The sequence below is a fragment of the Lysinibacillus sp. NPDC047702 genome, from assembly GCF_050272555.1.
Lineage (GTDB): Bacteria > Bacillota > Bacilli > Bacillales_A > Planococcaceae > Lysinibacillus.
In genome coordinates this window covers 197,753-221,173 of record NZ_JBNNMG010000001.1, presented here as the reverse complement: position 1 = coordinate 221,173, position 23,421 = coordinate 197,753, and the positions used below count along the sequence as shown (strand labels likewise).

The window sequence follows — 23,421 nt, the reverse complement described above, 5'->3', positions numbered from 1 at the left end:
TAATTTAAAACTTACAGCTTTCGTCTGTACATACACCAGTTTCGTCAGTGCTGGCCATTTTTAATGCCGGTTGTAAGCCCTCTTCCTGTGCTACTTTACGCAAAGTATCTTCAAATACTTCCTGAGGTTGTGCGCCAGAAATACCATACTTACGATTAAGAACGAAGAACGGAACACCACGTACACCAAGCTCTAGTCCTTCTTGAATGTCCGATTCAACCTCACTTTTATACTCATCAGTCACAAGAATCTTCGCAGCTTCATCACGATTCAGACCTATCTGTTCAGCAATATCGACTAATACATTATCCTGCCCAATCCGTTTTGCTTCGATAAAATAGCCATGTAAGAGTGCTTCCACAAGTGGTGTTGCATCTCCTTGCTGCTCCGCCCATTTCACTAGACGATGTGCCTTTAATGTATTTTCTTCCATTAGCTTATCGAAATTATAATTTAGACCAACCTCTTTTGCCCTAGTAGCCACACCTTGTGTCATTTCCTTTGCTTTTTCTAAAGACATCCCATATTTCTTCGCTAAAGCTTCATACGTGGATACATTTGTATCGACAGGTGTTGTTGGATCAAGTTGATAGCTTTTATATACAAGCTCCACCTGTCCTGCAAACCCTGTATCCTCTATTGCCTGCTCCAGCTGTTTTTTTCCAATATAACAAAATGGACATACATAATCTGACCATATTTCAATTTTCATAAACTAACACACTCCTTTTTGCTACATTGTAGCTATAGTCCTTACAGCAAGGCAATTTTTATGCTTCTTTGCATAAATTTTCAAACCAATCTACATACTGAACGTAAAAACAATGTGAGGGTTTTATGTATGACACAATCTCTTTGGCTCGCAACATCTGATTCCATCTCCTTAACATCTCTGAATGCTTCTACAACTTGTGATGTATGCATTATCGGCGGAGGCTTGACGGGTCTCTATACTGCCTATGTCTTAGCTAAATCGGGTGTTGACGTAGTCTTACTTGAAGCAAATACACATTTAGGCCATGGTACAACTGGTCATTCAACAGGTAAATTAACTGCTCAGCATAACTTAGTTTATTCGGAAATTATTGAAAAGCTATCAGTAGAAGAGGCCAAGCTTTATTACCAGCTCAATCAGTTGGCTATTGAAAAGGCGATGCAATTACTTCCAAAGAATAATGTTCAGCAAGTAGATTCATTACTCTATTGCCAAACAAAAACAGGATATGCACAGTTATTGAAAGAATGGAATGCCTATAAAGTTTTAAATATCAAAGCAAAGATTACTTCTGAAACAGAGCTTCCTTTCCCAATTACAAAAGCACTTAGTATGTCGCAGCAGGCACAAATAAATCCAGTGGAGGTCTGTAATTTCCTTACAAAAGAAGCAGTATCAATGGGTGCAAAACTATATACAAATACCCGTGTGCAACAATTAAACATATCACAAAATAATTTACATACCGAAAATAATATGTCGGTTCAATATAACAAACTTATTTTGTGTTCACACTACCCCATTGAAGCCTTTAAAGGGCTACAGCTTTTTAAGCTTTCAAATAGCCGTTCATATATGGCTGCTAGCAAAGTTAATGATACGATGCAAGGACAATATCTCAGCGTGGATTTCCCATCTCGTTCAATTCGTACCGCAACCATTAACAATGAGCATTATTTAGTGCTAGGTGGCGCTAACCATATTGCAGGTGGAACAGCGAATACAGAACCCTATTATGAGGCCATTGAAGGAGAAATGAAGGCACATTTCGATCAAGAACCAATCTACCGTTGGTCCGCTCAGGATATTGAAACACCTGACATGATTCCTTATGTAGGAAGAATTACAAAATCGTTGCCTAATGTCCTTATTGCAACGGGTTACCGTAAATGGGGGATCTCCAATTCATTTGTAGCTGGAGATATATTATCTTCCTTAATTACAGGTTCAAGGAGTGAAGACGGTGCAATTGCTCTCTATTCACCAGCACGTACAAAATTTGGTGCTCAATTTATGCAAATGCTTAAGGTAGGAGGATATGTAGCCAAGGAATTTGTCAGTGGCTATCTTAGACATGCCAATGCACCAACTTGCACGCATTTAGGCTGTAAAACAAAATGGAATGAAGCTGATGAAACTTGGGATTGCCCTTGTCATGGCTCCCGCTTTAGTGCCAAAGGAGATGTTCTTGAAGGTCCCGCTGTACAACCATTAAAATTAGAATAAAAGAGGCTGTCTTTTTTAAAGACAACCTCTTCATGTTGTTGAAATACTATTATGTCAATGACATCAAGGTGACAAATCAAAAAGTATAGCCCTTTTTCAAAACGAGGGGTTGATCTCCGTTCCGACTGAGTGCTTTCCTGGGGGCGTCCGATGAGCCGCTTCACTCGCGTTGCTCGCTCCAGGGTCTCATCTGTGACGCTGAATCCCCGAGGAGTCACTCAGTCTACACTCCAATCAACCGTTGCTCATAGTATTTTCTATTGGCAATTCACACAAATATATAGTGATAATAGTGATAAATTTGAAGTCTTAGCCATCATTTATATTGTGCACTTTTACTTCACTTTACTTTTGAGGGAAGAAAATATTTAAAGTTCTACACTATTGTGGGATAGCGAGACAGACAAGAAACTGAGGCCAACACGATGTTGGTCACGAAGGCGTTGTTGCTGTCGCTACGCTTTCGCACAGATAAATTGTCACAGGACGTGACGCATTTAGTCTTCGTTCCTCCAGCGCAGGAAGCGGCTCGTCGCTCGCCCACAGGAAGCCCTTGCTCTGCGCGAAAGCGAAGCGTCAGCGGCAAAGCGAGTAGCCTGGAACGGAAATCACCTTCATTTGAATTAGTAGTGTTCACAAAGAGTCCCTTGACCATTTAGTTTTTCAACACTATGAAAAGAGGCTGTCTTTTTTAAAGACAACCTCTTTTCTTTATTATTTCAATGCGTCCGTTAAAACTGGTACAATTTGTTTTTTACGAGATACTACACCTGGTAAAATAACACGATTACTTACTAGCTCAGCTCCAAATCCTTTTGCTGCTGCCTCCGCTACTTGTCCAATTGCAACTGCCGTTGAATCATTATTTAAAATATCTGTCACAACAAAGAAGAATAAATCTAATCCATTTTCTGCAACGTTTTTATTTAATAAAATTTCTAATTCCTCTTGGCGTCCAAGCACATCATTCATATCAACAGCGTTCACCTGAGCAACTACAGATTTATATTCCCCAAACTGGAACTCTTTCGCATCTAATGATAAAAGATCCTCTAATGATTTATCTGAAAGGTCAGCACCTGCTTTCAACATTGCTAATCCGTACTCCGCAATGTCAACTCCTGCAATCGCTGCTAATTCATTACCAGCTTTTATATCTTGCTCTGTGCAAGTAGGTGATTTGAATAGTAATGTGTCTGAAACAATAGCAGAAAGCATTAATCCTGCAATATTTGCAGGTATTTCAACACTGTTTTCCTTGAAGATTTTATTTAGAATTGTAGCAGTACAGCCAACAGGTTCTGCACGGTAGTATAAAGGATCAGCTGTTTGGAAGTTTGCAATACGGTGATGATCGATAACCTCTGTAATTTGCACTTCTTCAATGCCATCAGCAGATTGTTGGAATTCATTGTGGTCTACAAGAATTACTTGTTCTGCTTCTCCTACTACTGTTGAGATGGAACGCGGTGCCTCAAAGTCGAATTTATCTAAAGCAAACTGTGTTTCGTTATTTACTTCTCCTAGACGTACTGCTTCTGCATCTACCCCTATTTGTTGCTTTAAGTATGCATAGACAATAGCAGATGTAATTGTGTCTGTATCTGGATTTTTATGACCAAAAACTAAAACTTTACTCATTAAAATTACTCCTCCTAAATAGCAATAACATTTATTTTATTTTATCATACCCTATGAACTATCGTGATAGAAAGTAAAACTTTGTCTATCAGTGCTTGCAATATATTTGTATTAAAAATCCATCTGATATTTTTTGTATATTAAAATAGCTTCAATCCATCAAATATCATACTTTTCCCATAGGTTAAAGAAGATAAAACTATGCATCTATAAGGTAAATATTATCCTCAACAACTATATTATTATCTTTTTTTACCATCCTATTTTTAACATTTATTATTAATAATAAATACTTCATTAAAAATAATTGCAATAAATAGATATATAGTTGCGTTTTTATATTTAAGAAACCATAAATTTATGCTATTATCAGATAGTCTATATTTTAGGATATACAGGAAATGGGGATTACAATGACAAAGAAGATGGAAAAAAAGTATATTCCTTTAGCAAATTATTTTGAAGTAGCTTTACAACAAGAAATTACTTTATCCTTTAGCGAACTAGAAAATATTATGGGACAAGCCTTACCAAATGCAGCTTACCTGAATAAAAGCTGGTGGAAAAAAACAAAGCCTCCTCTTACACATTATTTGTCATGGACAAATGCAGGATACTACGTCATTGATATTAAACTTGGAACTAGTGTAACCTTCTCACGTACACAAATGAAGGCTACAGCAAATAATATCTCTAAAGATGAAGACATTCCATCTGCATACATAATCCGAGCAATAGAGGCTTCCGATGCTAGATCTTTTATACATCTACAGGAAGAGATTTTTGAGCAAACTGACTTTATGTATAACGTTCAAGATGAATTGGATTTAACTGTACAACAGCTTCGAAAAAACTTAACCTACTGGAAGCAACTAAGAAACAGAACAATTTTACTTTGTGTATTAAATGGCAGTTTTGCCGGCTATGCAGTTATCCATGGCTACAAGCATTCTAAAAATAAACACGTTGCATCTATTCACCTAGCTGTTAAGGAAGAGTATCAAGGAAAAGGGATTGGTTTGGCACTTATGGAGGCAGTTGAGAAATGGTCTAAACAGCGAGATATTTCACGCTTAGAGTTGTCCGTTATGGAGCATAATGATATTGCCTTAAATTTATTCAGAAAATTAGGTTTTCAGCAAGAAGGTATTCGAAAAAACGCCATTAAGTTAGATGGTCGCTACATGAACGAATACAGCTTAAGTAAAATTTTATAAGCTTCTTTTCAAGGTGTCTAAAACTTATTTGGGCATCTTTTTTTATCTCCTTTCTCAAAAAAAACGCATAGATCAGTAACAAATCTACGCGTTGTAAAGCCTTAGAAAACTTGCTTTTCTCTTGCAGCATCTAGGAATAATAAATTATTTTCTACTTGTTCATAGGATTGCTGATATTTCTCATACTGCACTTTATCTTGATTGACCATTTCCTCAATTAACGCATGTAGAAACGAAAATAAAACGGGAACAATATCCAGAGACGTTTGATTCTTCATACCAAGCGCAAATATTGCACTTGCATAATCACGAACAGGCGACAACGCTGATCCAGTAATAGCAATAATCTTTACCTTCTTCATCTTTGCAATTTCAACGATCGTTTTTATATCGTTTGTATGCTTATCACAAGAGAAAACGATTAACGTTGTATGCTCTCCCATACTATTAATTTGTTGAACAATATCATCGGAATCTGAACGAAGCTGCTTAACGTTAGAACGTAAAGTTCTTAGTGTGTATGATAGCCAGTTAGCAATAGATGCAGCTTGACGGGTGCCTAAAATATAAATATTATCAGCCTTATGCATCCATTTTGAACTTTTCTGTAACATACTATCATTAATTAGATGGATGGTATCTTGAATATTTTGACTATCACGTTGCATAACCTTGCCAAAGCTTGTGTTTTGTTGCTTATTTGAAGTATATGTAGGTTGAAGAGTTGTCCCATTTTGAGACATTAAATAACCTCTAATTTCTTCCTGAAGCTCTACATAACCCGATAAATCCATCGCATAGCAAAAACGGATAACAGTCGATTCACTGACATTTGCTTGCCTCCCGACCTCAGCGGCTCCGTTACCAATCACAGCTGTGGGGTTGTCCATAACAAATTGTGCAACTTTACGTTGTCCCTTTGATAGCCTTACAAACCTTCTTTTTATTTCTTCATTAATGCTCATCCCTAACAACCTTTCTTTCAATGAAATTATCACGAATGGAGATTGTTTACTACTGACTCTAAATTCGATTAAAAATACAGTATCACGATTACAATTTGAATACAATGACTTTTCAGAAAAATCTTTAGCGCTTCAACTTGCTAATATGATAGTTCGCAATAAATTGACATAAAATCGTTATATTTTCACTAACCCCAGAATCTTTATCAACTTAATTTATTGGAAGGAAATATATATTGATTTGTTATTTTAACAGATTCAAGAAAATAATTGTATAAAAATTAACAAAAACTAATTTTTATGTATTAAAAGAGCAATAATTAATAGCTTTTCGTTGCAAGATAGCACCACCTTACTTAACCAAAAATTAAATGTCTTGGACTATTATTAATCCAAGACATTCCTAATTTTATTAGTCTAATTCGATTTGTTTGGTTTCTTTTCCTAAAAATAGCACTCCTAGAACACCAATAATGATTGCTCCACAGAAAATTGTAAAAATAAAACCAATATCATAACCTGCTGTTAATAACGAACCTACAAGCAGAGGACCAAAAATACCACCGATACGACCAACAGCTGCTGCCATCCCTGCACCTGTACCACGAATCACAGCCGGATACTGCTCAGGGGTATAAGCATAAAGAGCACCCCATGCTCCTAAATTAAAGAACGATAAAAACATTCCAGACGTTAACAAGGCTGTCAGCGTCTCAGCATTCCCAAAAATGAAAGCACTTACAGCTGTTCCAATTAAATAGGAAACAAGTACAAATTTCCGACCAAATCTTTCTATAAACCACGCTGCTGTAAAATAACCTGGCAGCTGAGCAAGTGTCATAATTAGCACATACTTAAAGCTAGAGATCATATCAAAGCCTTTACCAACCATTACACTAGGGAGCCATAAAAACATTCCATAATATGAGAATACTACCGTGAACCATAGCACCCACAGCATAAAAGTGGAACGCGCATATTTCTTCGACCATACTTCCACAATATTTTGTCTTATACTACGTTTCTTCGATTCTGCTTTTACAGTAAACTGAGGTGAATCTGGTAAATGCCAGCGAAGATAAATTGCATATACTGCTGGAAGCGCTGTTAACAATAAAGCAACACGCCATCCCCATGTAGGAATAACAAAATATGATATCAATGCAGCAATTAACCATCCTGCTGCCCAGAAGCTTTCTAGTAAAACAACTACTCTTCCTCTTTCCTTAGCTTCAACACTCTCAGAGACTAATGTTGAGGCAACAGGAAGCTCTCCTCCAAGCCCCATGCCTACTAAAAAGCGCAAGGCCATAAATCCAAATAAAGTAGTTGTAAATGCGGACAGACCGCTTGCAATTGAAAACAATACCAATGTCCACATAAAGATTTGCTTTCTGCCCACTTTATCTGCAAATACACCGAAAACGAGTGCCCCTACAGCCATCCCAATAGAATTAATGCTGCCTATCCAACCTGATTGATTTGGTTCCAGCCCCCAATCAGCAGCTAAGGCTGCAATGACGAACGATAAAATTCCTACATCCATTGCATCGAAAAGCCAGCCAACGCCCGCTACCCCTAAAAGCTTGTTACGTGAGATAGATTGTTGAGGCTTATTTGTTGTAACCCCGTTTGTTGTCATTTAACCACCTGTCTTTACACTTGACTTTACATTATGTGTATACTATACAGTTGTTTCAAGAAAGTGACAAGCAATATTCAAATTACCGAATTGTTTCGACAATTTCTGAAATGCTATTGAAAATATAGTACGATTTGCGTTAAAATGTCTTTTATATAAAAACAACTGTTCTTTCTATAAGAACAAAAGGAGATCGTAAACGTTATGTGGAAAGGCCTAATTGAAGAATATAAACAATTTTTACCCGTAACAGAAAATACACCTGCCCTAACTTTAAATGAAGGTAATACACCTCTTATACATTTGGTAAACCTATCTAAAGAACTTGGGATTGAGCTTTATGGAAAAATCGAAGGGGCAAATCCAACAGGCTCATTTAAAGATAGAGGTATGGTATTTGCCGTTGCAAAGGCAATTGAAGATGGAAGCAAATGCGTAATTTGTGCGTCTACAGGTAACACTTCAGCCGCAGCTGCTGCTTATGCAACGCGTGCTGGAATCCAGTCTATTGTAGTTATTCCTAAGGGCAAAGTAGCTCTAGGTAAGCTGGCACAGGCAACAATGTATGGTGCAAAGATTATCGAAATCGACGGAAACTTTGACGATGCCTTAAACATTGTTCGTCAAGTAAGTGAAACTACTCCTGTAGCTCTTGTAAACTCAGTAAATCCATATCGCATTGAAGGGCAAAAAACAGCATCATTTGAAATAGTAGATGCTTTAGGTGCAGCACCAGATTATCTATGCATCCCTGTTGGTAACGCAGGTAACATTACTGCATACTGGAAAGGCTTTAAAGAATACAACAGTGCAAAAAACTGCGGTCTTCCAAAGATGTATGGCTTTGAAGCAGAAGGTGCCGCTGCCATTGTAAAAGGAGAACCAATTGCTGAACCAGAAACTGTGGCAACAGCAATTCGTATAGGAAATCCTGCAAGCTGGAAATTAGCAGAGGCGGCTCGGGATGAGTCTGGCGGCATTATTGATTCCGTAACAGACGAAGAAATTGTCGCAGCCTATAAATTAATTGCTGGTACAGAAGGCATTTTCGTTGAACCTGGTTCTGCTGCCTCTTTGGCCGGTGTTATTAAATCCGTTGAAAATGGTAAAATCGCTAAAGGCTCGAAGGTTGTTACAGTATTTACAGGTAATGGACTAAAAGATCCCGATACTGCCATGAATGTTTCAACAGTAGAGGTTGTTTCTCTTAAAAATAATGAAGAAGAAATTCGCCAATATATTGAGGGCGTACTATGAGTAAAATGTGGCAAATCTCAGTTCCTGGGAGCACAGCCAATCTAGGCCCTGGCTTTGATTCAATAGGACTTGGCTTGTCCCTTTACTTAAAACTAACTGTTTCTGTTCAAGAAAACTGGGAAATTATCCACCTCGATGATAATGGTCCTAAAGAGTTTGAGTTAGAAGAGCATTTACTATACGTAATTGCCAAAAAAATTGCTGATCAATTCGGTAAGCAGCTCCCTGCCTGTCGTGTAGAGATGGCAAGCGAGCTTCCATTAGCCCGTGGTTTAGGAAGCAGCGCGGCCGTTATAGTAGCTGGTATTGAGCTTGCTAACCAAGTTTGTGAGTTAGGCTTATCTGTACAGGATAAACTTAATTTATCCTCACAAATCGAAGGACACCCAGATAATGCAACTGCCTCAGTATTAGGCGGCTTAACCATTTCTTCAATGGATGAGAATGGCGTTGTCGATACATTCCATGTCAATGATATTGACACTGCCTTTGTTGTTTTTGTGCCTGATGTTGAACTAAAAACAAGTGAATCTCGTTCTGTGTTACCAGAGCAATTTGATCGCACATATGCAGTGCATGCTTCAGCAAATGCCAATATGTTAGCAGCTGCATTAATGGCACGTGATTTCGAGCGGGCAGGCCGCTATATGGAAGCTGACTTATTCCATGAGCCATTCCGTGCAAAATTAATTCCAAACTATACAGAAATTCATGAAGCGGCGAAGGCGAATGGTGCTTTTGGAACAGCATTAAGTGGGGCAGGACCAACGCTTATTTCTATTATTCCAACCACAATTGCTGACGATTTTGTAAAGATTATGAAAAATCAATTCCCAGAACATCAAATTATCTTAACAAAAGCCGATGAACATGGTATACAAGTAAAGTAATGTATTAAACGTCTACTGAAAAAGTAGACGTTTTTTCTTGAAGGAGGAAGTAGCTTGAAACCAATTATTTTCTGTGATTTCGATGGCACTATAACAGAAACTGATAATATCGTCTCACTTATGATTCAATTCGTACCAGAGGATTCTGAGAAAATCGCAAAAGCAATGATGGAACAAACCATATCCTTTAAAGAGGGTGTTTCAGCAATGTTCGAGCTATTGTCAAGTAACCAAAAAGAAGCTGTAATCGACTATTTATTAGATACGGTCGTTTTACGTGAGGGTTTTGGGGATTTTGTGAACTTTGCACAGGAAAATCAGATTCCATTTTATATCGTTAGTGGTGGAGTTGATTTTTTCATAGAACCACTGTTAGAAAAATATGGACCATTTTCAGGCATATATTGTAATAGCGCTGATTTTTCGGGGCAGCAAATCAAGCTCGTCTTTCCAAACAGTTGTGATGAGGATTGTTCTAAGTTTAATACGCAGGGTTGCGGCTGTTGTAAGCCAAGTGTCATGCGTAAGGTTACACAGAGTGATCATTTTAAAATTGTGATTGGAGACTCCCTATCTGACTTTGAAGCTGCTAAACAGGCAGATTTAGTACTTGCGAGAGATCATCTTATAACACGCTGTAAAGAGCTTGATCTTCCCTATAAACCATTCGAAACATTTCACGACTGCTTAAAGGTTGTAAAAAAGCTTATTGGGGTTGAACAAGCTGTTTCCTTATCATGAGCTGCTTAATTTCTATACAGCAAAGGGAGCTATGCTTGTTAAGCTAGCTCCCTTTTCTACATGTTATTTTTGATTTCTTTGAAAATATCGCTTACGACGTTCATACCAAAACATACAAATGATGAACCAAGTATAGCCCATGCTCCAGCCAGCTAACACATCAGAAGCAAAATGACGCGCACCAGCAACTCGAGACAAACCAATAAGAACAGTTAAAATGATTGCGCCAATCCAAAGCAATATTTTACGTCCTTTACTATTGTTTTCCGATAAAATATAGGCTGTTGTGAATAAATACAAAATTCCCGTCATAGAATGTCCAGATGGAAAACTGAAGGATGTTAGTTGATCCTCGATTTCAGGTCGGGGACGTTGCACCCATTTTTTTAAAATTTGATTCAGTACATTACCACCCGCTACCGTTAACAATACAAATAAAATCCCTCTATAATTTTTTGCCTGCCAGGCTAAATAAACAATTAAAACAAGGGCTACAGCAACTACAAATGCAGGCTCTCCAATATAATGAAAAAATTCAATAGGACGATTCCCGAAAAGTAGCTCTGCCATTTGTGTATCGAAATTTTCAATAGAATTACTTTGAAAAGTAGCTTGTAGCACACAGTAGATAATTAGTGTTAATAATGCTAATGGATATACCAAAGTTTTCATATCTTACTTCACCTCATATTGCTATTCCTGCTGTTTTATTTTCCACATCATATCATATTTTAATTAGCAAGAGGTGAATATCCATTTGTCTAAATCAATGAACAATTGCTTTCGTTTCTTGAACCATAACAAATGTTATTATATCAGTTTTATTGAGATAATTAGAAATAGCTAATGCAGCGATAAACAAGATTGCAATGATAGGTATTATTTTTCTAAACAAAATAAACACTTCCTCACCTTTATATCATTGTCAGAGAGCTTATTTTAATAGTACAGGGTCAAATAACCAATCTCTAGGTCCAAAGTTTTTATCCTTCTCGCCCCTTACCTCACGAGAAATATTGTTTTTAATAATAATTTCTCTGAACTTTCTACTAAACAAAGTTTTTCGGTACAAATATCTACCATCATGACTCCATTCTGCCGAGTAGAATATATCACCAGTCAGATCCTTCAAATCTTCATTCTTGTATATATCTGGACCATTAATAACTCCACTTAACCCACATCGACATGGAGGTTGCTCTGTTGCAAAATATAACTTCACTCTTTCATTACTACATTCAGGCAATACTTGTGTCGGAATAATTTGAAATGCCTTTTGCTTACCCTTCTCTGGTCCTTGATGAATTACCTCAAGAATCTCATAGCCTTGAATGTTCTCTTGCTTAATTAATGCTACTAATTCCTGTGAAGCTATCCAATATCCGCTCACATGTACAAGATGGCGATCTTTCATTTCTGTTGTATCAATAACAATTGGTGAAAGCTGCTCTTTTTCCATTAGCCCACAATGCTGGCAATGAGTACTTATAGAAAATAAAGTTCCCTTATCATCTAAAAACATATCAGGAGAATTGCCTGTTGAATTTAACGTAAACAATGGTGCTTGTTCATATTCACTATCTGAAAAATCAAAGTAAAAGCGTTCTCCGATAGAAACAATCCCTAATTCGCGCTCCAAAGATTTATATAATGCAGCCACCTGTTCATATGTCACTTCCTCATTTAACGTAAAAATAGGATTAAATGATGCCTTTAAATTTCTTTTTCTAATTTCAGGCGCACCGATAAAAATTCCATAGCGATTATAAACTTTAATGACTTGATCTTGATTAGATTCATCTATAGAAAATAAATTTTCAAGTTCTACTTTCAAAATACACGCCTACCTTTATATAAAGTTTTATGGTGAAGTACGTTGACTAGCTAGTAACTTTAAAAAATCTACAATTTCTACTTTATTTATAGATAGCAAGGTTACCTATTTTCACTAAATTTTCTCATCTATCATTACTTACTGCAGCAAAATTTACTTAACCACGATTAACTTAAGCGTACCAGTACTTATACCGCCATTTCAACGTTAGGTTTACGCCAATTTCATGGCGGTCTTTACTCAAATATTCGGCGTGATTTGGCGTATATATAAAAAACACCGCCATTTTTTGGCGGTGTCAATAGAAAAACATAGGCACTTAGCATTGTTTATAAGGAAATATTACCTAAGTTAATATATGGGAGTTTAAAACTACCTAATGTCTCCCTTTTTATTGAAATATATACCAGTACCATTTTAGTATAACATATAGTTGAACTAAAGTAAATTCATTCTTTCAGCAAGATTTACAGCCTCCGTACGCGAGTCAACATTTAGCAAAGAAAACAACTGTGTTAAATATCTTTCTGTTGTTCGCTGAGGGATATTTAACTCAATTGCTATTGCCTTATTCGTATGTCCTTCGGCAATTAATCGTAAAATTTTCTTTTCTTTTTCATTTAAATGAATATCAAGTTTAGCATCTTGCAATTTAAATCTATTATCAAGAAAGTCTAAGAAATTTTGAGGTAAGACGATTTCTCCATTTGCAATAGCTCGTATAGTTCGTAATATTTGTTCCTTGGATGCTGTTTTCGCCAAAATTCCTTCTATTTTCCGTTCTAAGATAAGTGGATAATAATCCGTAATATCATCACCAGTATAAAGAATAATTGAAGCTTTTGACTGAATAGCTTTAATGTTACGAGCTAAGTTTATACCATTTTCTAATGGCATATTAATATCTATTAAATAAATATCATGGGGATTATTTCTAATTCTCTGGATAACATTTGTTGCGTCGCATTCTGTATCAACGATAATGTCTTCATTTTCTTGAAATAAATTTTTTGTTCCCTCTAACACAATAGGGTGATCATCCACTATGAGCATCGTAATCAAGTGTGTCACTTCCTTCTTTTACTGTAATTCTAATCAACATCCCTTCTTCAATTTGCGAATCAATATAAAAATGCCCATTAAAGGCTTTTACACGCTCTTGCATACCCCGAATTCCCATTGACTCTGCAATAATAATATCATCAACATTGCATCCTACACCATCATCTTTGTAAAAAATTTCAAATCCATCGTTTGTCTCTTGAAGGTGGATTTCAACCGTTCTCGCATAGGAATGTTTTAAAGCGTTATTGAGTATTTCTTGGAAGAGTCGATAGATCATTAAATTCATGCGTTCATCCTCTAGGTAAAGGCGATCTATCGTATAAAGTAACATAAAATTAGCTCTCTCTGTTACTTTTCGAATCAGCTTCTCTAATGCCGCATTTAATCCTAATGTATCAAGTAATGGAGGCTTCAAATTTTCACAATAGGTTCTCAAATCATGTAAGGAACCAACCATTTGCTTATGAATCTTTGCAAGCTTTTGCTGAATATCTTCTGTCATATCCTTTGCATTGACAAGGACGTCAACCTCTCGAGCAATATGCAGCTGCTCTTGCAAATTGGTATCATGTAATTCCTGCGCTAATTGATATTTTTCTTCTTCAAAGCGTAGCCATAGTAGTTTGTTTAACCAAGGTAAATGACTATTGTCTGCCTGCTTCATATGCTTTAATTCCTCTATCAGTTCTTCCACCATCTTTGTATTTTCAATAAAATTATTTACATAGAGCAGTAGCAATTCAAGCCATAAAAGCTCTTCTTCCTTTAAATGAATCGAATTGTTATGTCCCAATACTAAGGCTCTTTTACAATGAGCATCCTGATGGAGAAAGGCTATATAGACTTTATCAATTTTTCTTATCTCTCCCAATTTTAAATCCTCTATGACTATAGGATCAAACGGAAGTCCTCCCTCAACTGTTGAAGTAAATTGATGTATGTCATAATCATAAGTTAGTACAAATACATGCTCTAGCTCAAGATGCAGCGAAATCTCTTGTGCAAATTTCTTTAACAATTCATCTATTTTAATAGTTTTACCAATTCGATCTACTGCAGTATATAGCTGATGTATGTAATCTCCTTTTGTTGAAAATAGGATTTTTCGTTTTCGATAATCAACCTTTTCTTTTATGTAAAAAAGTACAACTAAAGATACAAAGGTAAAGAATGAGACACCTGATATAACAGACATCGTTAAGTATTTACCAGCAATCCAGTATAAGCCAGCTGTAGACCACACAGTAAACAATAATGAAAAAATCACATAATAACGGAGTCTTGTAATATGGTATTCAATATCAAATAATCGTTCAGCTAGCTGTGTAAAGATAAAACTAAAAGGAATTAATAATAAAAATAGAGCACTAATTTCAGCTGAAAGAATGTATTTGTGAAATAGGATGTTAGGGAATGCATAGAAAAATAGGAATGGTAGAAAAGGAATCATTATACTACTCAGCAACATCTTCAACTGAGGCGATTTATATTTGAAATAGCTTAGCAATAATATACTAAGTATGGTAATAAGAAAAATGAAGAAAACAGCTAATACAACATTAGAAAGTAAATTATGAGTAGATGGATATACAATGCCTATACAACCCAAAACCATGGCTATCACGGGTAGTAAATAAAGTAATTTAATATTGTTAGAAAGCAACCAGTTGGTTTTTAAAAATGTATAATAATTTCTTAAAAAGTGTAGTAATAACACTAGGCATAGTAACATGCTTCCACGGTTAATGACGATTCCAAGCTTATTTAAACTACCAGAAGACCCTATGCTAACATAAGCCATTGAAACAGTTAGCATAAATAATGTAAGTAAGCTTAAAAGAAATGTATTCTTCTGTTTTTTAACTAAATAAATTACAATTATTAAAGTTAAGAAATAAAAACAGGCTGGTATTACTAGGACATAATATACTTGATCAGGAATATCTTTATTACTTATTGGTATTTCTATAATTTGCCCATCAGTTTTCTTAATGGTTAATAAGCTTGCTGCTCTAATTATAAAATCATGCTTAACATTTGGTACATCTTCGGTTGGAATGCCATCCACAGTTAAAACAATATCTCCTACCGAGATATTCTGCCCATTCCCCCATTGTTTATAGTACGAATTAGTAACAACCCAACTTCCACTATCCTCTTTTAAATCTATACCCAAATAAGGCTTGCTATAAGTAACATAGAGCAGGTAAAAACCTAGCCCTATGTAAGCACTTACAGCAAGCAGAAACCATTTACGTTTTATTAAACTTAATTCCAAAGGCCACTTTGTACGCATAAGTCTTCTTCAAATGAATCAAGTATTGCTTTTTGTTCCACAGCTGAAATTCCAATCAATGAGGCTTTCTGTTCCTTCAATAGTGTAACTAGGGATGGGTTTTGTTCTAGATACTGAATTACGTTCATCATAATAATCTCTCCTCATTTCATTAGTTTTTTTAGGTATTCTTTACCTACTTCGTTTATAGCTACATTTTCAAGATAACTCAATGCTTTAAACTTATAGACATTTTTAATGGTAATGGCATAACGTATTGCACCGCCATTTGTCAACTCGTTTTCTGTAGCATTATTATCCAAAACTGCAACTATATCATCATTATAATAGTTTTTTACAGATTTTGAAACATCATTTTTTTGTGATAAAAGATAAATAATAGGCAGTGAGTATCTTTTATTTAGCAGATCATTTTTTGGACCCCAAGTTTTTAAACCTTGAATATCATTTTTGATTTGTTGAATTATGCCTATGTATTTACTATATTCCTTCACCTGAGAAGTGATTTCGCCTTTCGCTAGCACTTCCCCTATTAAGCAGCTCAGTGCTGTTAATGAGCCTGATTTTTGTTCAATCATTTGTATATATGACTGCTCATCTCTACAACTATTGAGCAAGTCAAGCTGTTGTCCATTAATACTCCCTAATGCGTGCTCTTCAAGGATTTGATTAGCCTTATTTTTGTGTTCAAAAGAGGTTTCACGTATTATTTTAGAAGTCATAACTAACATAGCTAATGCAACATTTAATGATAACTCAGGTGTTTTACTCCAACTATTATCTGAATCCTTATCTTGCAAGTCATCTATAATATCAAAGGACAAAATTAGAAGCTCAATAGCTGCGGCTACTTTATATATGTCCTCATCGAAACAATCTGTAAATGCCTCATAATGCAAAACACAGAGTCTGCCAAATGAATAGCCTTCCGTTCTTTTTTCTTCTTTAAAGCTTTTTAGCATCGATTTTAAATCATAGCCCATCAAAGTCTCATTTTCCAAAAGAATGTCCAATGATTCATTAATATGTTCATCCAACCCCTTCAATAGTCCCTTCCCCCTTTAATTATATTACTAAATATTATACATTTAAATGGGAAATAATACTACACAGTTCAATTTTTATGAAATATTTTCCACTCTATTTTGATGTAAATACCGCCAAAAAATGGCGGTATTCGTAGAGACCACGCCATTTTTTTGTTAAGAATTAGTAAAAAAGTGGCGGTGTTGTATGATTGACCGCCATTTTTTGGCGTAAACTCACCATTGAAATGGCGTCCTTACTGATGTTACGCTTAAATTAAGCTACGATTAAACATTTGGGCATATGGTATGTAATTTTAAGTAATCAATATTTAAATAAAGGAAGAATTTAAGTCTATTGAAGATTCTCCGAAACTGGGAGTGATTGAAATGAAAAATGGAGTAAATGAAAATGTTTTAATCCTTACGGCTACTTTTTCTTGCGCAATTTCTGTCTCAGAAGAAGAAATTATCATCAAAAAACCTTCACATGAACAACACAGTATTGAACAGATTATCATTAAAGCCGAGCAACAAGCTTACCTGGAAACCTTGGCAGAATATAAAAATAATACTACATTATCAAATTTCATTAGTGAGATACCTGGATTTGAAGATACTTTTCAACAGAGGTTGGACATGTTTATCGAACCCTACGGAATTATAAGAGTTTTTGAAGAAGGCTCCTCCGTTTCACCTTTAGTCATTCCATTTACTTCTGGGCTGAATATTAATGCACCAATTCTATATACAACTGCATATTGCACCATTATTAATGCAAGAGGTGCATCTATGACTAGTGACGACTCCAATACTTCAATTATTGGCAAGGCGGAGAATTTAATTGGCTCCTCCATCTATCATAGTAATACTGATGTAGCAATCGACATCTCCTCTTCAGGGGATTTATCAACAGTGAAGGAAACGAATTGGACTAACTATCACTCTACTGCCAATTTAGCTGGCGTTTCCATTAATGATAGTGGTATTTCTTTTAATATTACTAAGGCCTTTAATACATGGAATAGAGCATCAATAAAACATTAATTTATTTCTAAATGCTAGATTGTACGATTCATCAAAAATCCGCAAATTCCTCGATCTCTTATCAGTCTATGGGAAGGAATCTTGTTGCCTTCCCTTTCTTCCCCTCTTTTACATCAAAAAAGGTGCCTCAAATTACTTTGAAGACACCTTTAAATATTAACCTTTTACATAGTAAACTTCTTGCCCGCTTTCAATAACGTATTCAGGCTTCGGCTTTCCTGCACTTGCCTTGTGACCTGCAATATGCTCGGGACTCTTCTCCCAATTTTTCCATGCTTCCTCTGATTCCCAACGAACCATGATTAGCACTTCCTCATCACCACGGCGCACTTTTTTAACAAGGACTTGCTTATCAACAAAGCCAGGTTGTCGCTCAAGCAATGATGGCCCGTCTGGTTTAACGCCAAAACGTTCCACAACCTTATCCGAATTCCCTTCCGTCACTACGATACGTTTAATTTGTACAAACATATTAATTAAACGCCTTTAAAACATCTTCTACTTTTTGTGTTTCAGAAGTTAATCCGCCACCTGATAAATACCATACTTGTGGATCAAGATAGAAGATTTTGCTGTTTTTCGCAGCGTTAGTAGCACTAACGATTTCGTTTTCAATTGCAGCTTTTGTACCTGACTCACCTTCTGGGTTAACTGCGGCGTCACGGTCAACTACAAATAAAATATCTGGGTTTGTATCACGAATATATTCAAAGCTTACATTGTCACCATGAGTATCAACTTTAATGTTTTCATCAGCAGCTTTTACACCAAATACATCATGAATCACACCAAAGCGTGAGCCAACACCATATGCAGATAATGAGCCTTCAGAACCTAAAACGATTAAAGCTTTCTCTTCTGATGCAGCAGTTTTTGCTTTTACTTCTTCTACTTTAGCTTGGTATGCAGCAAATGCATCAGCAGCTTCTTTTTCTTTACCAAAAATTTTACCAGCTAATTCAGTATTCGTTTTGAATGATTCTACAAAATTAGCGTTATCTACACCAACAAATACTGTAGGTGCGATTTTAGAAAGTTCCTCATAAGCTGAAGCTTGACGACCAGAAATGAAAATAATATCAGGAGCCATTGAAGAAATCGCTTCGAAATCAGGCTCTTTTAAAGAACCAACGTTTACGTAAGTTGTATCAGTATATTTGCTTAGATAGCCAGGAACTGATTGTTGAGGAAGACCTGCAACTTCTACTCCTAAAGCATCTAAAGTATCAAGGAAACCGTAGTCAAATACTACAACGTTTTTTGGTTGTTCTTTAAGTGTTACTTCTTCAAATGTACTTTCTCCACTTGTGCTACCTGGAATTGTGATTGGGTAAGCTGAAGCTTCTCCTTTTTGTTCTTCCGCTGGTTTATCAGTTGTCGTACCTTTATCTTCTTCTTTAGCTTCTTCCTTAGAACTACAAGCAGCTAATACTAATAGCATCATCGCCATTAATACAGTAAGTAATTTCCAATTCTTCATTGTAAAATTGCTCCTTTAAAATTATAATTTATAGTTTAATGATGGTTGAACCATCTATTACTACTAAGAGTTAAAATACACGCATATACGACAGCCATTCTGCTCTTGAACAGGGATATCCATATCATAGATTTCCTTCAAAGCGTCTGAGTTGATGATGTCGTTTGTTGGTCCGTCTTTCACAACACGTCCATTTTTTAAAGCTACGATATGATCGGAATATACAGATGCAAAGTTAATATCATGCAATACAATAACAACCGTTTTACCTAGCTCATCCACTAGCTTTCGTAAAATTTTCATGATTTGCACAGAGTGCTTCATATCTAAATTGTTAAGTGGTTCGTCAAGTAATATATAGTCTGTATCCTGAGCAATAACCATAGCAATAAATGCACGCTGACGTTGACCACCTGATAATTCATCTAAATAATTGTGCTGCATATCATCTAAATTCATATATTGAATAGCTTCATCTACCTTTTGCTCATCCTCTGGCTTTAAATTTCCTTTTGAATAAGGGAAACGACCAAATGATACAAGCTCACGAATGGTTAGACGTACATTCATATAGTTTGATTGCTTCAAAATAGAAACACGTTTCGCAAAGTCATCTGATTTCCAACGACGTACATCTGATTTATCGAGTAATACTTCTCCAGTATCTGCATTTAGTAAACGGCTTACCATTGAAAGTAATGTTGATTTACCTGCACCATTCGGTCCAATAAATGATGTAATCTTCCCTGGTGCAACGTCGACACTGACATCTTGAATGACCGGTTTTTTACCAAAAAACTTGGAGAGTTCCTTTACTTGGATCATCCTGCTGACCTACTTTCCTTCAATAATAAGTAGATGAAGTACACGCCACCTACAAAGTTTATAATAACGCTAAGTGTTGTATCAAAGTTGAAAATACGTTCGACCATCCACTGACCACCGACTAAAGCAACAATACTCATCACACAAGAACCCGCTATTAACACAGAGTGCTTGTACGTTTTGAAAAATTGATACGATAAATTCGCTACGATTAAACCAAAGAATGTAATGGGTCCAACAAGAGCAGTAGATACTGCAATTAATACCGAGGACAGTATAAGCATACGCTGTACAAGCTTATCGTATGGCACTCCCAAGTTAATAGCTGTATCACGACCAAGGGACATCACGTCTAATTGGCTCACATGACGCCAGCCATAGATAAAGGCAAGGACAATTGCAATAGCTGCAAGCCACACTAAATCCGAATTCACATTATTGAAGCTTGCAAACATTTTACTTTGTAAGCTTAAAAATTCATTCGGATCAATTAATACTTGGAAGAACGTTGTAACGCTGCCTAAAAACGTTCCTACTATCATACCAACAAGCAGCAAAAAGTAAATTGGACGCTTTCCCTCTTTGAACAATACACGATAGAAAATTAACGCAAAGACAACCATTGCTGAAACAGCAAGTAAAAAATTGTATTGAGCGCTAATCACAAATATTGACATTGAACCAAAGAAATAGTAGATGATTGTTTGAACCATCATATATAACGCATCGAGTCCCATTACACTTGGCGTTAAAATACGGTTATGTGTAATGGTTTGAAAAACTACTGTAGAATATGCAATAGCTATTCCTGTTAATGACATCGCTACAACCTTAATAAGGCGGCGAGGGAACGCATAATGATAGTTTCCATTTAGTTCATAAAATACATACAGTAAGATAGAGGCTACTGCAAGACCAATTAAAATCAACATCTTTGTATGGTTACGCATATGCTTTCCCCCTAAACAACATAATTAGGAAGATCGCACTTCCGATGACACCAACTGTCATACTAATTGGAATTTCATAAGGGAAAATTAGCACACGCCCTAAAATGTCGCATAATAATAAGAACGACATCCCTAGCAAAGCTGTATGTGGTAATGTTTTAGCAAGATTATCCCCCTTGAACAGCGAAATGATATTTGGAATGATTAAACCAAGGAAAGGAATCACACCAACGGTAAGCACCACAGTTGTTGAAATAAGGGCTACTAGCACTAAACCAAAATTCACTACGAACTTGTAGGAGAGACCAAGGTTTTTAGCAAAGTCCTCACCCATACCAGCCACTGTGAAACGGTTTGCATAAATGTAAGCTAAAATCAGCACGGGTACACTTATGTATAAAAGTTCATAACGACCTTTCATCATTAATGAGAAATCTCCTTGTAACCATGCAGAAATGTTTTGGATAATATCTGCCTTATACGCAAAGAATGTCGTAATAGACGAAAGGATATTCCCAAACATCAAGCCAATAAGCGGTATAAAGATTGCATCTTTAAATTTTATTCGATTTAATATTTGCATAAATAGTAGTGTGCCGGCTAAAGCAAATATGAAAGCGAAGGAAATTTTTTGAAAGTACGTGACATTCGTAAAAAACATCATCGAAATCAGCACACCCAGCTTTGTGGCATCTAAAGTACCTGCTGTTGTGGGTGACACAAACTTATTCCTACTTAAGCTTTGCATAATTAAACCAGCAATACTCATACCTGCACCTGCCAGTAAAATGGCTACAAGTCTTGGTACACGACTAATTAAAAATAGTCTAGTTTCTTCTGATTGGAAGTCTAATAGATCACTCGGTTTAATATTCACTACCCCGATAAACAGTGACACAATTGACAACACTACAGTTGCTGTTAAAAGATATCTTATTTTCATTGTAATCCCCGGTAGATTCATTTTAGCTCGTAATCCATTCTCTAGTGAAAATGATTATCATTACTCACGATTCTCATTATAAGTGTGTTTTCATTCTCAGTCAACCTATAAATGAGAATTGTTCTCGTTTTTATGAGAATCCTTTAAAAGCGAGCATAAATAACAAAATAGCAACGCCTTCTACTATTTCACAAATTAGAAACTTTCAATTATTCTTCAAATTTCTTATACAAAGTAAAAAGGTAATTGAGAATAAAATACTTATCTTCCCTCAATCACCTTTTTAATTAAGCTATACGTTGATTTCTTCTGAGCCATGCAAAAATAATAAAAATCACTAATATAAAACCAACATATCCCATTACAGCATATAGCTTTGCCACAAGTGTCGTAAATCCAGCAAGGCTTGCAAAAAAGCCCAAGATGCCAATAATGATGCTTGCTACCTTAAAACTTGGCATGTTAGGTTTAAAAAAACGTACCATGAAGGAATAGAACATTCCTACTGCAGTATTATAAATCATTCCTAATAGAGAGAAGGACATTAGAAGACCAACGAATGGGTGAATTTCATTTGCCAATGCTAGCATCGGTATGTCAATTCCTACTATGACATTCATTTTGGCAAGCAGAGAAAGATTAATTAGCAATATTAAAGCTCCTAGTAAAATCCCTCCAATAATACCTCCCATACCCGCAACCTTTTCATTACGAATAGCACCACACATAACTGTTAACAGTGAAAAACAAACACCGATATTAAAAGACATATAGAGTAAAGCTGTCATCCACCAGCTTTTAGTACTTATTTGTACCTGCTGAGCGATAACAGCTTGTTCTACAAAGGTAAAATCCATAGTGGCTAATGAATAGACTGCTATTACGGATACAATGATGAGCAGATAAGGTGTAGCAATTGCAATGATATTGATGATGCTTTTCACATTCATCATGACTGTTGCTATCGTCAGAACAATCATGCAAATGCTTCCCAGCCAAACAGGCAGCCCAAACATTTGCTGTAATGTGGCACCTGCTCCGGCAAACATGATAACCGCTACACCAAATAAGAAGAGCGACAGTAAATAATCCATCACAAAACCCATAGATTGTCCAGATATTTGATAAATCAAATCCTTATGTGATGTTGTACGGTATCTTGAGCTAATCTGAGCAATGCACATGCCTACTAAAGCAAACCCAAAAGTAGCAATAAATGCACCGTAAATTCCTTTAAAGCCATAGCTCGTAAAATATAGTACAATCTCCTGCCCTGATGCAAATCCTGCACCAACGATAATCCCGACATAGGCACCACCGATTTGCAAGCTTTTCTTCAAACAGTCCTCTCCTCGTTTATGATGTTAAAGTCACTAATTCAA

Annotated in this window: 23 protein-coding genes; 7 read left to right on the top strand and 16 right to left on the bottom strand. The window is 36.0% G+C overall.

Features of this window, described 5'->3' with window-relative positions; translation table 11 throughout:
• Positions 1-4: 4 nt before the first annotated feature.
• Positions 5-712 (bottom strand): DsbA family oxidoreductase, encoded by a 708-nt coding sequence (locus ACQKIM_RS01150; RefSeq protein WP_427537798.1) that lies wholly within the window; start codon positions 710-712, stop codon positions 5-7.
• 129 nt (positions 713-841) lie between these two features.
• On the opposite strand from ACQKIM_RS01150, the gene ACQKIM_RS01145 reads away from it, so the two are divergent.
• Together ACQKIM_RS01145 and ACQKIM_RS01140 are read left to right on the top strand one after the other, a co-directional pair.
• Positions 842-2,221, top strand: coding sequence for an FAD-dependent oxidoreductase (locus ACQKIM_RS01145; RefSeq protein WP_427537795.1), 1,380 nt, complete (start codon positions 842-844; stop codon positions 2,219-2,221).
• A 150-nt stretch (positions 2,222-2,371) separates the two neighbouring features.
• The gene (locus ACQKIM_RS01140) at positions 2,372-2,593 is read left to right on the top strand and encodes a hypothetical protein (RefSeq protein ID WP_427537792.1); all 222 of its coding nucleotides are present in this window, start codon (positions 2,372-2,374) and stop codon (positions 2,591-2,593) included.
• 342 nt (positions 2,594-2,935) lie between these two features.
• Here ACQKIM_RS01140 and ACQKIM_RS01135 read toward each other — a convergent pair whose 3' ends face one another.
• Positions 2,936-3,862 (bottom strand): manganese-dependent inorganic pyrophosphatase, encoded by a 927-nt coding sequence (locus ACQKIM_RS01135; protein WP_427537789.1) that lies wholly within the window; start codon positions 3,860-3,862, stop codon positions 2,936-2,938.
• A gap of 413 nt (positions 3,863-4,275) precedes the next feature.
• On the opposite strand from ACQKIM_RS01135, the gene ACQKIM_RS01130 reads away from it, so the two are divergent.
• Positions 4,276-5,079: an N-acetyltransferase family protein gene (locus ACQKIM_RS01130; protein ID WP_427537786.1), complete on the top strand. Its 804-nt coding sequence runs from the start codon at positions 4,276-4,278 to the stop codon at positions 5,077-5,079.
• 101 nt (positions 5,080-5,180) lie between these two features.
• Here ACQKIM_RS01130 and ACQKIM_RS01125 read toward each other — a convergent pair whose 3' ends face one another.
• Together ACQKIM_RS01125 and ACQKIM_RS01120 are read right to left on the bottom strand one after the other, a co-directional pair.
• Positions 5,181-6,044: a MurR/RpiR family transcriptional regulator gene (locus ACQKIM_RS01125; RefSeq protein ID WP_427537783.1), complete on the bottom strand. Its 864-nt coding sequence runs from the start codon at positions 6,042-6,044 to the stop codon at positions 5,181-5,183.
• A gap of 412 nt (positions 6,045-6,456) precedes the next feature.
• Positions 6,457-7,686 (bottom strand): MFS transporter, encoded by a 1,230-nt coding sequence (locus ACQKIM_RS01120; RefSeq protein ID WP_427537780.1) that lies wholly within the window; start codon positions 7,684-7,686, stop codon positions 6,457-6,459.
• Between the two features lie 204 nt (positions 7,687-7,890).
• On the opposite strand from ACQKIM_RS01120, the gene thrC reads away from it, so the two are divergent.
• The 3 genes from thrC to ACQKIM_RS01105 are packed head-to-tail and all read left to right on the top strand — an operon-like array spanning position 7,891 to position 10,574.
• Positions 7,891-8,943 carry a threonine synthase gene (gene thrC, locus ACQKIM_RS01115; RefSeq protein WP_427537777.1) on the top strand — a complete coding sequence of 351 codons (1,053 nt, stop codon included), beginning with the start codon at positions 7,891-7,893 and terminating at the stop codon, positions 8,941-8,943.
• Complete coding sequence (gene thrB, locus ACQKIM_RS01110) at positions 8,940-9,833, top strand: homoserine kinase (protein ID WP_427537774.1); 894 nt, start codon at positions 8,940-8,942, stop codon at positions 9,831-9,833. The genes thrC and thrB overlap by 4 nt, the downstream gene beginning before the upstream one ends.
• Before the next feature lie 54 nt (positions 9,834-9,887).
• Complete coding sequence (locus tag ACQKIM_RS01105) at positions 9,888-10,574, top strand: 2-hydroxy-3-keto-5-methylthiopentenyl-1-phosphate phosphatase (RefSeq protein ID WP_427537771.1); 687 nt, start codon at positions 9,888-9,890, stop codon at positions 10,572-10,574.
• Between the two features lie 63 nt (positions 10,575-10,637).
• Here the strand turns inward: ACQKIM_RS01105 and ACQKIM_RS01100 are convergent, their stop codons facing one another.
• The 6 genes from ACQKIM_RS01100 to ACQKIM_RS01075 form a co-directional block, all read right to left on the bottom strand.
• Positions 10,638-11,246, bottom strand: a complete 609-nt coding sequence (locus ACQKIM_RS01100; protein ID WP_427537768.1) for a phosphatase PAP2 family protein — start codon at positions 11,244-11,246, stop codon at positions 10,638-10,640.
• Between the two features lie 262 nt (positions 11,247-11,508).
• Positions 11,509-12,408: a hypothetical protein gene (locus tag ACQKIM_RS01095; RefSeq protein WP_427537765.1), complete on the bottom strand. Its 900-nt coding sequence runs from the start codon at positions 12,406-12,408 to the stop codon at positions 11,509-11,511.
• Positions 12,409-12,846: 438 nt separating this feature from the next.
• The gene (locus ACQKIM_RS01090) at positions 12,847-13,461 is read right to left on the bottom strand and encodes a response regulator (protein ID WP_427537825.1); all 615 of its coding nucleotides are present in this window, start codon (positions 13,459-13,461) and stop codon (positions 12,847-12,849) included.
• On the bottom strand, positions 13,445-15,769 hold the full coding sequence (locus ACQKIM_RS01085) for an ATP-binding protein (protein ID WP_427537762.1): 2,325 nt from the start codon (positions 15,767-15,769) through the stop codon (positions 13,445-13,447). Before ACQKIM_RS01085 ends, ACQKIM_RS01090 begins: the two co-directional genes overlap by 17 nt.
• Positions 15,742-15,900 carry a competence pheromone ComX gene (comX, locus tag ACQKIM_RS01080; RefSeq protein ID WP_427537759.1) on the bottom strand — a complete coding sequence of 53 codons (159 nt, stop codon included), beginning with the start codon at positions 15,898-15,900 and terminating at the stop codon, positions 15,742-15,744. Before comX ends, ACQKIM_RS01085 begins: the two co-directional genes overlap by 28 nt.
• A 12-nt stretch (positions 15,901-15,912) precedes the next feature.
• Positions 15,913-16,815, bottom strand: coding sequence for a polyprenyl synthetase family protein (locus ACQKIM_RS01075; RefSeq protein WP_427537756.1), 903 nt, complete (start codon positions 16,813-16,815; stop codon positions 15,913-15,915).
• Between the two features lie 369 nt (positions 16,816-17,184).
• Here ACQKIM_RS01075 and ACQKIM_RS01070 point away from each other — a divergent pair, with 369 nt between their 5' ends.
• On the top strand, positions 17,185-17,841 hold the full coding sequence (locus ACQKIM_RS01070) for a hypothetical protein (protein ID WP_427537753.1): 657 nt from the start codon (positions 17,185-17,187) through the stop codon (positions 17,839-17,841).
• A gap of 156 nt (positions 17,842-17,997) precedes the next feature.
• On the opposite strand, the gene ACQKIM_RS01065 is transcribed toward ACQKIM_RS01070, so the two are convergent.
• The 6 genes from ACQKIM_RS01065 to ACQKIM_RS01040 all read right to left on the bottom strand — a co-directional run bounded on the left by ACQKIM_RS01065 (position 17,998) and on the right by ACQKIM_RS01040 (position 23,379).
• Positions 17,998-18,312 carry an antibiotic biosynthesis monooxygenase family protein gene (locus ACQKIM_RS01065; RefSeq protein ID WP_427537750.1) on the bottom strand — a complete coding sequence of 105 codons (315 nt, stop codon included), beginning with the start codon at positions 18,310-18,312 and terminating at the stop codon, positions 17,998-18,000.
• Between the two features lies 1 nt (position 18,313).
• Positions 18,314-19,321: a siderophore ABC transporter substrate-binding protein gene (locus tag ACQKIM_RS01060; RefSeq protein WP_427537747.1), complete on the bottom strand. Its 1,008-nt coding sequence runs from the start codon at positions 19,319-19,321 to the stop codon at positions 18,314-18,316.
• 63 nt (positions 19,322-19,384) lie between these two features.
• Positions 19,385-20,146, bottom strand: coding sequence for an ABC transporter ATP-binding protein (locus ACQKIM_RS01055; RefSeq protein WP_427537744.1), 762 nt, complete (start codon positions 20,144-20,146; stop codon positions 19,385-19,387).
• Positions 20,143-21,096, bottom strand: a complete 954-nt coding sequence (locus ACQKIM_RS01050) for an iron chelate uptake ABC transporter family permease subunit (protein ID WP_427537741.1) — start codon at positions 21,094-21,096, stop codon at positions 20,143-20,145. Before ACQKIM_RS01050 ends, ACQKIM_RS01055 begins: the two co-directional genes overlap by 4 nt.
• Positions 21,089-22,039: an ABC transporter permease gene (locus tag ACQKIM_RS01045; RefSeq protein WP_427537738.1), complete on the bottom strand. Its 951-nt coding sequence runs from the start codon at positions 22,037-22,039 to the stop codon at positions 21,089-21,091. Before ACQKIM_RS01045 ends, ACQKIM_RS01050 begins: the two co-directional genes overlap by 8 nt.
• Before the next feature lie 287 nt (positions 22,040-22,326).
• Positions 22,327-23,379 (bottom strand): YkvI family membrane protein, encoded by a 1,053-nt coding sequence (locus ACQKIM_RS01040; RefSeq protein WP_427537735.1) that lies wholly within the window; start codon positions 23,377-23,379, stop codon positions 22,327-22,329.
• Between the last annotated feature and the right edge of the window lie 42 nt (positions 23,380-23,421).

Coding starts and splice junctions, on each gene's coding strand:
- ACQKIM_RS01150 (WP_427537798.1), bottom strand. CDS start 712: ATGAAAATTGAAATATGGTCAGATTATGTATGTCCATTTTGTTATATT.
- ACQKIM_RS01145 (WP_427537795.1), top strand. CDS start 842: ATGACACAATCTCTTTGGCTCGCAACATCTGATTCCATCTCCTTAACA.
- ACQKIM_RS01140 (WP_427537792.1), top strand. CDS start 2,372: ATGAGCCGCTTCACTCGCGTTGCTCGCTCCAGGGTCTCATCTGTGACG.
- ACQKIM_RS01135 (WP_427537789.1), bottom strand. CDS start 3,862: ATGAGTAAAGTTTTAGTTTTTGGTCATAAAAATCCAGATACAGACACA.
- ACQKIM_RS01130 (WP_427537786.1), top strand. CDS start 4,276: ATGACAAAGAAGATGGAAAAAAAGTATATTCCTTTAGCAAATTATTTT.
- ACQKIM_RS01125 (WP_427537783.1), bottom strand. CDS start 6,044: ATGAGCATTAATGAAGAAATAAAAAGAAGGTTTGTAAGGCTATCAAAG.
- ACQKIM_RS01120 (WP_427537780.1), bottom strand. CDS start 7,686: ATGACAACAAACGGGGTTACAACAAATAAGCCTCAACAATCTATCTCA.
- thrC (WP_427537777.1), top strand. CDS start 7,891: ATGTGGAAAGGCCTAATTGAAGAATATAAACAATTTTTACCCGTAACA.
- thrB (WP_427537774.1), top strand. CDS start 8,940: ATGAGTAAAATGTGGCAAATCTCAGTTCCTGGGAGCACAGCCAATCTA.
- ACQKIM_RS01100 (WP_427537768.1), bottom strand. CDS start 11,246: ATGAAAACTTTGGTATATCCATTAGCATTATTAACACTAATTATCTAC.
- ACQKIM_RS01090 (WP_427537825.1), bottom strand. CDS start 13,461: ATGCTCATAGTGGATGATCACCCTATTGTGTTAGAGGGAACAAAAAAT.
- ACQKIM_RS01085 (WP_427537762.1), bottom strand. CDS start 15,769: ATGCGTACAAAGTGGCCTTTGGAATTAAGTTTAATAAAACGTAAATGG.
- comX (WP_427537759.1), bottom strand. CDS start 15,900: ATGATGAACGTAATTCAGTATCTAGAACAAAACCCATCCCTAGTTACA.
- ACQKIM_RS01070 (WP_427537753.1), top strand. CDS start 17,185: ATGAAAAATGGAGTAAATGAAAATGTTTTAATCCTTACGGCTACTTTT.
- ACQKIM_RS01065 (WP_427537750.1), bottom strand. CDS start 18,312: ATGTTTGTACAAATTAAACGTATCGTAGTGACGGAAGGGAATTCGGAT.
- ACQKIM_RS01060 (WP_427537747.1), bottom strand. CDS start 19,321: ATGAAGAATTGGAAATTACTTACTGTATTAATGGCGATGATGCTATTA.
- ACQKIM_RS01055 (WP_427537744.1), bottom strand. CDS start 20,146: ATGATCCAAGTAAAGGAACTCTCCAAGTTTTTTGGTAAAAAACCGGTC.
- ACQKIM_RS01050 (WP_427537741.1), bottom strand. CDS start 21,096: ATGCGTAACCATACAAAGATGTTGATTTTAATTGGTCTTGCAGTAGCC.
- ACQKIM_RS01045 (WP_427537738.1), bottom strand. CDS start 22,039: ATGAAAATAAGATATCTTTTAACAGCAACTGTAGTGTTGTCAATTGTG.